Here is a 13,318-nt window from a genome sequence, read left to right on the forward strand (position 1 = left end):
TTTTTTATGATTTTAATTATAAATTTTCTTATACACAAATTTAACTTTTAAATAACTTTTGCTATATTAAAAATACAAGAGCTACGTAGCTCTTGTATTTACTTTAAAATATTATATATTTTATATTATTAATTCAATTTTTAAGATAGCATTCTATAATAAGCTAATTTTACATTTATAAATTGATATTCTCCATTTCTCCATACCTTACAAACTGCAATATGACCTTCTTGTGAGGTTCTCAGAGCTCTACTTATATCCCCAACATCTGTAATGTTTATATCGTTTATAGAAGTAATTATGTCCGTAGGTCTTATTCCAGCTTTATAAGCCTCACTATCCTGTAAAACATCTTTAACATATACCCCTGATACTCCATCTACACCATTTTTAGGTATTGCCTTATCACCATATATACCTAATCCAAGCCTTAGTGTATTTCCCTTCTTCATTAACGCATCTATTATAGGCTTAGCATCTTCTATGGTTATTGCAAATCCAGATTTTGTAGCTTTTTCTGTATAGCTCAATATATTATTATTTATTCCTATCATTTCACCATTTAAATTACAAAGTGGCCCTCCGGTGTTTCCTGAAAATATTTCAATATTAGTTCTTATAGCATTATACCCAACCGGTTGTCTTGTTTGCCTATCCGTAACCGAAATTCTTTGGCTTTGATTTTCTACTTCTCCAAAGGATACGGCCCCTTGAAAAGCATTAGCAATAGGATTTCCAATAGCAATTACTTCATCGCCTATTTCAACTTTTGAACTATCTCCTATAATAACAGCCGGTAATCCAACCTCATCTATTTTAATTATTGCAATATCTAAAACTGCATCTGACCCTATAACTTTTCCAGTATAAACTTTATTATTTGATAATTTTACCTTAAGTTCATCTGCTTTATATACTATACGCTGATTAGTTACTATATATCCATCTTCTCTTATAATAGTACCCGCACCACTTTCTATTTCTATATTCGTACCAGGAGCTATTTTGCTTATAGATACTACAGAAGCTGAAACTTTGTTGGCAATATCAGACATAGCTTTGCTCTTTTCTTTTGTATTTAGAACTATGGAATTTTTATTACTATTATTATCCTCTATAATTTTAGCAAATTCTTTTTTCACTAAAGTCTTTGCAGTAATAGCTCCTGAAAGTGAAGCTATTATAATATAAAAAATTATATTAATAAAAATCTTATATCCAATCTTTTTCTTATTTTTAGTTTTTTTAAAAATTATATCTCCTCCAACATCCATTGTTGAAGGTTCTTTAATACTAGGCTGATTATCCATATAGCTCCACCTCCTTAGGCAATTGACAATGGAAAATTGACAATTGACAATTAATGTTGAAATTATTTTTAGACAAAATAATTTCTTTGAATAATTTTTTAACTAGCAAATAATTGCTAGTTATATGGCGAACACTGTTCACCGCTACAGAATAAATTCTAAATTTCTCAGTGATAACTGAGAAATATCCACAATTGTCCATTGTCAATAGTCAATTCTCAATTATATAAATATTAGGCTAATGTTAATGTAAAAGTAAATTTAACTCCATCTTCTGTATTTTCAGCCCAAATTTCTTCATCCAGCATAGTTAATATCTTTTTAACTATTGAAAGACCTAATCCAGAACTTACTCTATTAGTTCTAGATTTATCACCTTTATAAAATCTTTCCCAAATAGTTTTCAAGCTTTCTTCATCTATATGTGAACCTGTATTAGAAACAGAAATATATGCCTTCTTTCCTCTCTCATTAGAAGATAAGATAATTAATGCACCTTCATTTGAATATTTTATAGCATTGTCTAACAGATTCATCACAACTTGAAAAATTCTATCTGGATCTCCGTAGACTAAAAGTTCATCTGAGTCAAAATATACTTCAACTTTTATTCTCTTTTCTTTTATTTTAGCTTCATTCTTTAAAATACTTAATCTTATAACTTCATTAATATCAATTTTTCTAAGTGCTAATCTTATTCTTCCTTCTTCTATAGCAGACATATCCAAAAGATCATTAACTAATCTTGTTAATCTTTGAGTTTCTTCATAAGCAACAGTTAAATATTCTTTTTCCTTTTCTTTCGGTACTACTCCATCTAAAATTCCTCTTATAAATCCGTTTATTGAAGTAATTGGAGATCTAATATCATGAGAAACATTAGAAATAAATTCTTTTCTATTTTTCTCTACCTTTTCTAAGGAATCTGCCATAGAATTAAAAGCCTTTGCAAACTGTCCTATTTCATCATTAGTATTTATTTCTACTCTTTTTGCTACATCACCATTAGCTATTTTTCTTGCCACTAAACTCATTTTTTGAAGTGGTTTTATCACTATTTTATTTGTAAAAAGATAAATAATGGACATAGATAATATCATTATGAGTGCAGTAGATAACCATATAATTCTATATATTTTCCCAAGGGATTCTTTCACGTAGGACATAGAAAGTTCTACTATTATTCCTCCCTTTATATCTCCATTAACATCTTTTATTTGTTGTCCCAAAACATAAGTATCTTTACTAAATAAATCATTTTTTTTATCTATTTTTTTTAAATATCCATCTTCTGAAAGATCCTCAATGCTATTTAATTCATCAACAAATACTTGTTTTCCTACTAAAACGTTCTTATTATCAGAAGTGGCTGCAAAAACATATCCTCGTCTATTAATTAAATATATGTTCTCATAGAAGTATTCACCAACAAATTTTAATGAATTATCCAACTCTTCATAGGTCAATTTTCCATCTATGTAATTAGATGCTAAACCTTGAATAAACTCTGTCTGTGCTAATACTTGATTCTTCTTACCATTAACAAAATAATCATTAAACCACACTGATAAAAATGTAGCAATTATAGTTAAGCTCAAAAATATTATAACAGTATATATAAGCACCATTTTTGAAAATAGGTTGCTTTTTATCATCATTTCACCTCAAACTTATATCCTACACCCCAAACTGTTTCTATTTGCCAATTTATTCCGCCTTCTATTTTTTCCCTTAATCTTTTAATGTGTACGTCCACAGTTCTTGAATCACCGGGATAATCATATCCCCATACCTCGCACAATAATTGTTCTCTTGTAAAAACCCTATTTTTATTACTAGCAAGATAATATAATAGTTCAAATTCCTTCGGTGGCATTTTCACTTCCTCATTTTTATAAACCACACTATAAGAATTAGCGTCTATAACCAAACTATCATAATTAATAGTTTCTTTGTTTTCTGTTTCCATAGTATATCTTCTTAAAACTGCCTTAACTCTAGCTATTAACTCCTTAGGCTCAAAAGGCTTTACAATGTAGTCATCTGCTCCAAGTTCTAGCCCTAAAACTTTATCAAAGGTTTCACCTTTAGCAGTAACCATAATAACAGGAGTTTCACTGTCTTTCCTTATCCATTTTAAAACATCAATACCGTCAACATATGGTAGCATAACATCTAAAATAACCAAATCAGGTTTAAAACTTAAAAACACTTCCTGAGCCTCTTTACCATCATTAGCTATTTTTATAGAATATCCCGAACTTTCTAAGTACATTTTTATTACTTCGCAGATGTTTTTGTCATCATCTACCACCAAAACTTTTGCAATAGAGCCTTCCATAAATACCCCTCCTAAAAAGTTAATCTTGACCTTTATTAAGGCATCTCCAAAATAGCTAATCAGTATTCCAGTCTATTTGACTATCTACTTTATTTTAGAAGCCTAAATTACTTATGATCAAATATAAGTATACCTCCATTATAATGCTTAGTTAGTATAAAATTAAGATTTGTTACAAATTATTTAAAAATTATTTTGATAATTCTTATGTTTTACAGCTTATGACAGTAATTTTCTTAATTTTCTTCATAATTTTACATAAATATCTTATAAGACATTCATTAAAACTCTTGAATTTTAAAAAATGCGCTGCCAAACAAATGACAACGCTTTTTTATTATATTAATCAAATAACTTACTAACTGATATATCTTCGTATATTCTCTTAATAGCTTCCGCAAATATTGGAGCTACTGATAATATTTTTATTTTTTCTATTTGTTTTTCTTCTTTTAATTGAATTGTATCTAACATTACTAATTCTTTTATAGCAGAAGCTTGTATTCTTTCTATAGCAGGACCTGATAAAACTGCGTGTGAACAACAAGCGTAAACTTCTTTAGCTCCTCTTTCAACTAAAGCATTAGCACCATTACAGATTGTTCCTGCTGTATCTATCATATCATCTATTAATATAACTTTTTTATCTTTAATTTCTCCTATTATGTTCATAACTTCTGAAACATTAGCTTTAGGTCTTCTTTTATCAATTATAGCTATTGGAGCATTTAATCTGTCAGCAAATTTTCTAGCACGACTTACACTTCCTAAGTCTGGAGAAACTACAACTACATCATCAACATCTTTAAAGCCATTTTCTATAAAGTATTTTGCAAGTATTGGAGCTCCCATTAAGTTATCAACTGGAATGTTGAAATATCCTTGAATTTGAGCTGCATGTAAGTCCATAGTTAATACTCTATCAGCACCTGCAGCTGTAATTAAGTCTGCAACTAATTTTGCTGTGATTGGATCTCTAGCCTTTGCTTTTCTATCTTGTCTAGCATAACCATAATAAGGCATAACAGCAGTTATTCTTCCAGCTGAAGCTCTCTTTAATGCATCTATCATTATTAAAAGTTCCATTAAGTTGTCATTTACTGGTGCGCTTGTTGGCTGAATTACAAACACGTCTATTCCTCTAACAGTTTCAGCTATGTTTACAGAAATTTCTCCATCACTAAAGCTTCCAACTTGTGAGTCTCCGACTTTAAGTCCTAATACATTAGCTATATCTTCTGCTAATTCAGGATAAGAATTACCTGTAAAAATTTTAATATTTTTTCCATGTGGTATCATTATGTAGTCCTCCTATATTTTATTATTTCTTATGTATTCTATTTATAACCCAATTTTCTTTATTCTCTTGTCTTGCTCTAGCTATTGCTAATGAGTTTTTTGGCACCTTTTTAGTAATAGTTGAACCTGCAGCAATATATGTATTTTCTTCAACTTCAACTGGTGCAATTAAATTCGTGTTACATCCTATAAAGGAGTTATCTCCAACTATAGTCTTATGTTTATTAACACCATCATAGTTAACAACTACTGTTCCACAACCAAAATTACATTTTTCTCCTACTTCTGCATCCCCTATATAGGTTAAGTGAGATATTTTTGTTCCGTCTCCTATAGTCGACTTTTTAAGTTCTACGAAGTCTCCTACTTTAACTTTATTTCCTACTGTAGTCTGAGGACGAATATATGCAAAAGGTCCTACTGTGGTTTCTTCTCCTACTGTACTTTCTAAAATTACAGAACTTTGAATCGTAACATTAGACTTTATAATACTATCTTTAATTCTACATCCTGGATATATTGTACAGTTATCTTTAATAATAGTTTTTCCTTCTATTACATTGTTAGGATATATAACAGTATCTATGCCTATTTCCACATCGCAATTTATATATGTATTACTTGGATCAATTAATATAACTCCATTTTCCATGTGTTTTTTATTAATTCTATTTCTCATTATATTCTCTACTATTGAAAGTTCAAACTTAGAGTTTACTGCTGTAATCTCTTCTGTTGGTACATTAATAGCTCCAACCTTTTTATTCTCTTTTTTAAGTATCTCAATAACATCAGTTAAATAATATTCACCTTGATTATTATTATTATTTAATTTTGAAAGCGTGCAAAGTAATGCCTGTATATCAAAACAATACATGCCTGAGTTTATCTCTTGAACTTTAACTTCGTCTTCATTACAATCTTTAAATTCAACAATTTTTTCTACTTGTCCTTTTTCATCTCTTATTATTCTACCATATTTAGCTGGATCATTCATGATAGATGTTAATATAGTAGCACTAAATTCACCTTGTTCATGATAATTTATTAAACTGTTAACCGTATTTTCCGTAATTAACGGCCCATCTCCAACAAATATAGCTACTGTTCCAGTTTTATCTTTTAAAAATTCTTCAGCACACATTACAGCGTGTCCTGTCCCAAGTTGCATCTCTTGTACTGAGTAAGAAACATTTTTTGATTCTGTGCCTTTTTTAACTTTTTCTGCACCTTTACCAATTACCACGTTCACATTTTCTATATTACAACTTCTTAATGTATCGATAACATGATTTATCATTTCTTTTCCACAAACCTTATGAAGCACCTTTGGAATATGAGAATTCATTCTTTTCCCTTCTCCAGCGGCTAATATGATAGCACATTTATACAAATCTAACACCTCTTTATATGAAAGTCATATTTATTTTACTACAAATACGCTTTTATTGATACACTTATTAATTATATTTCATATGGTAATGATTTGCAATAAAAGTAATTCTTATTTAAATTTTCACACAAAAATAAAAAGGAGTATAACCTCCTTTTTATTTAATAAAAAAGCTTAAGCTTTTTCGCTACTCTGCTATTTCATCAACTACAGGCTCTTCATTCTTAACCTTTTCATACTCATCAAGAATAGCCTTTTGTATTTTTTCTCTAGTTTCCGTATTAATTGGGTGTGCTATATCCTTAAATTCACCATCTGGTGTTCTTCTACTAGGCATAGCAATAAAATGACCATTTTGGCCCTCTATAACTTTTATATCATGAACAACAAATTCATTATCTAGAGTTATAGAAACTATAGCTTTCATTTTACCCTCTGTAGCGATTTTTCTAATTCTAACATCTGTAATTTGCATGAACTCCACCTCCAAGATGTGCTATAGGTCTTATTATTCTCCATATTTTTTATTTTTCCTTCTAAAATTCTAATAATTTTGTATATTACAACTTATTTAACAATTAATTCAAAAAAATCTATAGTAATTATAACTACTATTTTTTAAAATCTATTTTTAAAGAAGGTTTAACTATAGCTCTTCCGTCTTCACCAATGCCGTCAAAATCCACTATAGCTATATAATCACCAATAAGCTTTTCTTTTGTTTCAAAAGTATTATCTACTAATATGCCACAACCTAAAAGCTCACTATTAAATTCTGTTAAAAGTTCTTGTATTCCTTTAGCTGTTCCTCCTCCTCTCATAAAATCATCTATAAATAAACATTTACTATTTCTCCTCATAGATTTACGTGATAATGACATAGTTTGAATTCTATTGCTTGAGCCAGAAATATAATTAATATTAACTGTGGCGCCTTCCGTAACTTTATTTCTATGTCTTACAGTAACAAGTTGGACACCTAAGGCTTTTGCAACTTCATAAGCTAAAGGAATTCCTTTAGTTTCTATAGTAACAACATAATCAATATCTAAATTACTAAAAGTTGAAGCTAAAATTCTTCCTGCTTTACTTATAATGGTAGGATTATACATAAGATCTGTTACATATAAAAAATCTCCTATCATTACTCTATCTTCTTCTCTTATAATCTCACAAAGTTCTTCACTAAATTTCAGTCTATCTTCATCAGATATATCTGTTATAAATTTTATTCCTCCTGCTGCTCCTGAAACAGTTTCAACTCTCCCCATAGATAATTGTTCTAATGTTTCTCTTACAATAACTATATCTTCACTTACTGTTGATTTAGCAGCATTAAAAATCTCTGTAAATTTATTTAAATTTATTACCTTATTCGGTGATTCAGTTAATGTTTTAGTTATAGCTACAACTCTTTGATTTCTACTAAACTTGTCTGCACTCTTTCCCATATTAAACTTACCTTTCTACGAATTATTTTATATATTTATTCGCAAATATTCATAACTATAATTTTAAATGTTTTTTGTATATATTACAATTACTGATTTACATTTAAAATATTCACTTCTATTTTGTTCAATATTCATTACTTTTATTATAATTATTAAACTATACTATTTTATTTAATTAAATTTTCGGGAAAGTAAACAGCAATTTTATTGTATAAAGATTATAAAATAACTTCAAAATGCAATTTTTCTTTAATAACAGATAAAAATAACACAATTTTAAGAAAATAAATCAATTATTAATCTCTTAATCTATAGGGATAAATATATATAATCATGAATTTTTCATGTGTATTACAAATTAAAATATCATATTATAAAATCATATTAATTTCCGATTTAAATTTATCTATACTACTCTACTACTACTCTACCTTTTTAAATTTATTTAAATAAAAGAGAAATAAGTTCTTTAACTCTCTCATCACAAATATAGTAACTAACCTCAAGACCTTCTCTATTCCCTTTAATTATTCCTGCCGATCTTAATTTTTGAAGATGTTGAGAGACCGTAGACTGAGGAAGTTCTAAGCAATTTTGCATACAAGTTACATTACGTTCACCATTTTCTAATAGTCCTTTAACAATGCAGAGTCTAACAGGATGTGCTAATGCTTTTAATAACTCTGCATTTTCAGTAAATAGTTCTATTTCTTGCTTATTCATTAAATCAACGACCTTTCCAAAATCCATTTATTTTAGCCTATATGAGGATATTACGATATAGTAATATGATTGTCAATAATTACAGATTTTAAACAACTATAGATATATTAAGTCTAAAATTACTTTATCTATAAAAGTAATTATTTTTTACTCCTCCGATTATAGCTATTGGATTCTCAATGCACAGTTCACAATTCACAATTACGGTTAAAACTCCACCATCGAAACCTTTGAAGTTTTTTAACAAATTTTATTTTAAGAAATTCACCTTTAGTGAATTTCATCCTAAATTCTTCGCCCTTAATTATTAATTCTTAATTTCTAAGATTTTAAGCTATTTTATAGAAAATTTATTTTCCAGTGCATATTTTAATCTTTCACATTATATCCCTATAATATATACTATACTGAATCATAAGTTTTATTGACTTATTAGTAACAATATTGTAATATTTGAATATACAAATATTATGAATTATAAAATAACCAAAGCTTGTAAGTATTTTTTAAAATTTCCAATCTAAAATATTCAATTAATATAATCGGAGGTTTGTTAAATGAAAAAAAGAAAATCCTATCAAAAATGGTCGTGGATATTTATGGTACTGTTCATAACTCTATCAATCTATGACATAAGATTTGGGCTTTTAGGTTTTGTTTGTATGGGAATGCCACTTTTTTTTGTTCTTAGAAAGCAGGGGAAAGTTCACTGTTCCCATTATTGTCCTAGAGGATCATTACTTCAAAATTTTTTAAGCCATATATCCTTACAAAACAACTTACCTAGTAAATTTAAAACAAAAACTATAAAAAATATTATTTTAAGCTTCATGTTAATAATGTTTACTATTACCATGATTAAATCCGGGGGAAATATAAATTCAATAGGGTTTGGATTGTTTAGACTCATGATGTCTTCATTAGTCTTAGGTATTATTTTAGGAATAATATATAAGCCTAGAAGTTGGTGTCAGGTTTGTCCTATGGGATATGGTTCTGGCCTCATAGATAAAATAATAAAAAAACCTAAGTCTTCTAGCGACAAATAATAATTATAATATCTAATCTTTTTATTGCCTATTTGCATGCAAAACAAAAAACTTCTCAGTATATCTGAGAAGTTATCCAATAATTTTTATTATAAATTATTGATATATAAAATATGGAAGATAAGTTGAAAGAGCATGTGAACGAAAGGATTGATGATTACTCTATAATTATTTTTATGAACAAATGTTATCTCATATCTTCCATATTTACTAACACTTAAATTTATTAATCATTGTATTCTTTTGTAAAAACTCATTTGCCTCATCTATGTTTCTCATTTTAAAAATTATTTTAGAATTTCTTTTATTTAATATCCCTCTACAAAGTATATATTTATTATTATATACATCATTTTTAAAGCTAATTTCTAAAGGTAGTTCTTCTCCATTTTCATAATTTAACTCTATAAACATTTGATTACTACTCATTTTTCCCCCTAAATTTAACATAGATTCTTTATACACTCATTATATCGAACATTTGTTCGTAATGCAATATTTTTCTAAATTTTTTTTATTTTTTACTAAAAAAACTCCTAAATCCAAGATTTAAGAGCTTTTTAAATAAAATTCTCACTAATTGTCTATTTTATCCCAACTCCACCTTTTTTTAGGTGAACTTAGGTTTTTAATTATTTCTTTTTTAATATTCCTTAATAATAAATAACTAGATATTAATCCTAAATATCCTATCACAATGGATTTTAAATTATATTTACTTAACATTTTTATTGTATCATTAATTTCTGCAAGCTCTTTTACCGTTAAAGCCCCAGTTTTAACTCCTTCATTATATATATCTAAATTGCTAATACATGCATTACTGTAAATTACAACCATTATTGAACAGTATAATGATAGTGCTATACATAATATAAGTACCACATTCTTTATTCCTTTTTCACTGAGGGTGTTATCAATAAATATTTTCTTAATTGCCAAATAGCCATTAATTACAGCTAATATTATCCCAGCAATATATATTACTGTAGGATTCATAAATTCTCCCCCTTTTTTCAAAATTTTCTTTATATTTTAATTGTACCACTTTATGCAGTTTTTACAACTACTATTCTTACCATATATTTCCCAATGCATTTTAATATTAATTAATTTTTCTACCTATATATTTTTTCAAATTAAAATAAAGATTTTTACTTAAATAATTATATTAATTGTGTTATATTTTATTTCGATAATATAACTTACCTTAGGAGGAAAAATATGAATAATAAAAATAAAATAATTCCTATAATCTCTGGAATTATATATTCGACTCTATTTGGGCTTACTTTTATGTTCAGTTCCATTGCTCTTAGATTCACTTCTCCTTTTGCACTTTTATCTATGAGATTTGGAATCGCTTTTATCGTAATGTCTATACTTGTATTTTTTAAAATTATAAAAATAAATTTTAAGAATAAAGATTTAAAACCTTTATTTTTATTAGGACTTATGCAACCCATTTTATATTTTATTTTTGAAACTTACGCCATAAAGAATACGGCTACTTCAGTAGCTGGCACACTAATTGCACTAATTCCTATATCGGTAGCTATAAGTTCAAGTTATTTTTTAAAAGAAAAACCTACTAAAGCTCAGTATGGCTTTATATTAGCCTCAATAGTGGGAGTTATTATTATAGTAGTTTTAGGTGGGCAAAATAATACTAGTGGAAATTTTATAGGTATAATTCTTTTATTTGGAGCTGTTATTTCTGCAACTATATTTAATTTATTATCTCGAAAGCTCTCCACCACTTTTACCCCTGCTGAAACCACATATTTTATGATGGGAATTGCTTTTTTTGCTTTTACTCTAATTTCCTTAATAGAGGAATTGTCTCAAGGTACGTTAGATAAGTTTTTCTTACCTTTTTATAATCTAGACTTTCTACTATCATTATTATTTTTAGGAATAATGGCTTCAATAATTGGCTTCTTTTTAGTTAACTTCACTCTATCTAAAATGGAAGCTACTAAGGCATCGGTCTTTTCTAATTTATCTACTGTAGTGTCAATAATTGCAGGAGTTATTTTTCTAGGTGAAAGCTTTAAATTATTTCAAATAATAGGTGCTATTTTAATACTTATAGGAGTATGGGGAACAAATAAATTTGGAGAAAATTATAATCATAGATAAAATTATTAATTAAAGCTTTAAAGAAATTAATTCTCAAAGAATTAATTTCTTTAAGGATTAATAGTGATGTTTCATTGTCCCTCTTTAATACTATGATTTTAAATGATAAAATTAAGTAGTAAAGGGGGATGGTATTATGATTAATAAAGAAAAAGCCATGCCAATATTTGCCGGCATGGCTTATGCACTATTATTTGGACTAACTTTTATGTTTATATCTATAGCTTTAAGGTATACTTCACCCTTTCTTCTTTTATCTATTAGATTTTCTATAGCATTTATTGTAATGTCTATATTAATAATTTTTAAGATATTAAAAGTAAATTTTAAAAATAAAAATTTATTACCTTTAATATTGGTAGGATTCATGCAGCCAATTCTATATTTTGCTCTTGAAACCTACGCATTAAAAAGTATTCCTAGCTCTATAGCAGGGACAATTTCTTCCTTAATTCCTATATCTGTTGCTTTAAGTTCAGCTTATTTCTTAAAAGAAAAGCCTACTAAAGCACAGTATGGATTTATAATGACATCTATAGTAGGAGTTGTTATAATAGTAATTTTTGGTGCAACAGATAGTGGAAGTGGTAGTTTGGTGGGAATATTACTTTTAATTGGTGCTATATTATCACAAACAGCTTTTACTATACTTTCAAGGAAATTTTCAGTAAGATATACTCCTACGGAAACTACATATTTTATGATGGGAATAGGTGGATTCGTATTCACTATAATTGCTTTTATAGAATGTTTAATTAAGGGGGATTTAACTGCATTTATAACCCCTTTTCTACATAAAGAGTTTATATTTACAATAATTTTCCTATCCATTTTTGCATCAATAATGGGTTTCTTCTTAATAAATTACACATTGTCTAAGATGGAAGCTGCAAGGGTTGCTGTATTTGAAAATCTTTGCACTATAGTATCCATAATAGCAGGAGTAGTCTTCTTAGGAGAAAATTTCAAAGTATATCATGTAATTGGTGCTATATTAATAATTTTAGGTGTATGGGGTACAAATCGTTTTACAGCATCTAACCGTAAGATAATTGAAGAAAAAGCTATAAATAATACTATAAAAGAAAAAAACTGTGATTAAAAATCACGGTTTTTTTAATTTTGTAGGTTTATAAAAATGAGTAAAAAAAGTAGGGCTATTCGCCCTAAAAATTTAACTTTCAACATCCCTAATATTTTGAAAATTATTTATATTATTTAAAACAAGATTTGGCTATAAATAGTAGATTAATTTTAAATTATTGCTTTATTTATATAAAAAGTTTACTAATTATTATTGGGTATCAAATTGCCAATATGCATACTCTAAATCTACACCTTCTGCAATTCTATCACAATCATCAATTGCCTTCCTGTCATCTCTTCTTTTACTCTTTAATTGCCATATAAGATATTCAGAATTGATTTTCGTTAACATATTAACACACCTTTCCATATTTAACCGAATGGTTATATTTTTAGATATTTATATAATTGATGAAAATCTGTACTATGTGTAAAAAATCTAAATAAAATTCTAATATTATGCACGTATATTACATTCTATGCATCTAGTTAAATAATTAACACTTTATGTTTAAAGTTTA

14 protein-coding genes are annotated in these 13,318 nt (G+C 27.5%); 3 read left to right on the forward strand and 11 right to left on the reverse strand.

Going from position 1 to position 13,318, the window contains the following annotated elements; translation table 11 throughout:
- Positions 1 to 140 precede the first annotated feature (140 nt).
- The 8 genes from ACY1IQ_RS10525 to ACY1IQ_RS10560 form a co-directional block, all read right to left on the reverse strand.
- Entirely contained in the window at positions 141 to 1,310 is a 1,170-nt protein-coding gene (locus tag ACY1IQ_RS10525) for a S1C family serine protease (protein ID WP_461613873.1), read from the reverse strand.
- A gap of 233 nt (positions 1,311 to 1,543) precedes the next feature.
- The gene (locus tag ACY1IQ_RS10530; RefSeq protein WP_461613874.1) at positions 1,544 to 2,965 is read right to left on the reverse strand and encodes a sensor histidine kinase; all 1,422 of its coding nucleotides are present in this window, start codon (positions 2,963 to 2,965) and stop codon (positions 1,544 to 1,546) included.
- Complete coding sequence (locus ACY1IQ_RS10535) at positions 2,965 to 3,651, reverse strand: response regulator transcription factor (RefSeq protein WP_461613875.1); 687 nt, start codon at positions 3,649 to 3,651, stop codon at positions 2,965 to 2,967. Before ACY1IQ_RS10535 ends, ACY1IQ_RS10530 begins: the two co-directional genes overlap by 1 nt.
- A 342-nt stretch (positions 3,652 to 3,993) precedes the next feature.
- On the reverse strand, positions 3,994 to 4,950 hold the full coding sequence (locus ACY1IQ_RS10540; RefSeq protein ID WP_461613876.1) for a ribose-phosphate diphosphokinase: 957 nt from the start codon (positions 4,948 to 4,950) through the stop codon (positions 3,994 to 3,996).
- Positions 4,951 to 4,972: 22 nt separating this feature from the next.
- On the reverse strand, positions 4,973 to 6,343 hold the full coding sequence (gene glmU, locus ACY1IQ_RS10545) for a bifunctional UDP-N-acetylglucosamine diphosphorylase/glucosamine-1-phosphate N-acetyltransferase GlmU (RefSeq protein ID WP_461613877.1): 1,371 nt from the start codon (positions 6,341 to 6,343) through the stop codon (positions 4,973 to 4,975).
- Between the two features lie 187 nt (positions 6,344 to 6,530).
- Entirely contained in the window at positions 6,531 to 6,818 is a 288-nt protein-coding gene (gene spoVG / locus ACY1IQ_RS10550) for a septation regulator SpoVG (protein WP_039634355.1), read from the reverse strand.
- Between the two features lie 136 nt (positions 6,819 to 6,954).
- A complete protein-coding gene (gene purR / locus ACY1IQ_RS10555) occupies positions 6,955 to 7,794 on the reverse strand; it encodes a pur operon repressor (protein ID WP_461613878.1) in 840 nt (279 codons plus the stop codon).
- A gap of 444 nt (positions 7,795 to 8,238) precedes the next feature.
- Positions 8,239 to 8,520, reverse strand: a complete 282-nt coding sequence (locus ACY1IQ_RS10560) for an ArsR/SmtB family transcription factor (RefSeq protein ID WP_461613879.1) — start codon at positions 8,518 to 8,520, stop codon at positions 8,239 to 8,241.
- Positions 8,521 to 9,077: 557 nt separating this feature from the next.
- On the opposite strand from ACY1IQ_RS10560, the gene ACY1IQ_RS10565 reads away from it, so the two are divergent.
- Positions 9,078 to 9,569, forward strand: coding sequence for a 4Fe-4S binding protein (locus tag ACY1IQ_RS10565; protein WP_461613880.1), 492 nt, complete (start codon positions 9,078 to 9,080; stop codon positions 9,567 to 9,569).
- Between the two features lie 210 nt (positions 9,570 to 9,779).
- On the opposite strand, the gene ACY1IQ_RS10570 is transcribed toward ACY1IQ_RS10565, so the two are convergent.
- On the reverse strand, positions 9,780 to 9,998 hold the full coding sequence (locus ACY1IQ_RS10570; protein ID WP_461613881.1) for a hypothetical protein: 219 nt from the start codon (positions 9,996 to 9,998) through the stop codon (positions 9,780 to 9,782).
- A 147-nt stretch (positions 9,999 to 10,145) separates the two neighbouring features.
- The gene (locus ACY1IQ_RS10575; RefSeq protein WP_461613882.1) at positions 10,146 to 10,568 is read right to left on the reverse strand and encodes a hypothetical protein; all 423 of its coding nucleotides are present in this window, start codon (positions 10,566 to 10,568) and stop codon (positions 10,146 to 10,148) included.
- A gap of 225 nt (positions 10,569 to 10,793) precedes the next feature.
- Here ACY1IQ_RS10575 and ACY1IQ_RS10580 point away from each other — a divergent pair, with 225 nt between their 5' ends.
- Together ACY1IQ_RS10580 and ACY1IQ_RS10585 are read left to right on the forward strand one after the other, a co-directional pair.
- Positions 10,794 to 11,711 (forward strand): DMT family transporter, encoded by a 918-nt coding sequence (locus ACY1IQ_RS10580; RefSeq protein WP_461613883.1) that lies wholly within the window; start codon positions 10,794 to 10,796, stop codon positions 11,709 to 11,711.
- Positions 11,712 to 11,847: 136 nt separating this feature from the next.
- On the forward strand, positions 11,848 to 12,813 hold the full coding sequence (locus ACY1IQ_RS10585) for a DMT family transporter (RefSeq protein ID WP_461613884.1): 966 nt from the start codon (positions 11,848 to 11,850) through the stop codon (positions 12,811 to 12,813).
- Between the two features lie 192 nt (positions 12,814 to 13,005).
- Here ACY1IQ_RS10585 and ACY1IQ_RS10590 read toward each other — a convergent pair whose 3' ends face one another.
- Complete coding sequence (locus ACY1IQ_RS10590; RefSeq protein ID WP_291564735.1) at positions 13,006 to 13,149, reverse strand: hypothetical protein; 144 nt, start codon at positions 13,147 to 13,149, stop codon at positions 13,006 to 13,008.
- Positions 13,150 to 13,318: the final 169 nt, after the last annotated feature.

The sequence above is a fragment of the Clostridium sp. Marseille-QA1073 genome (assembly GCF_054863625.1).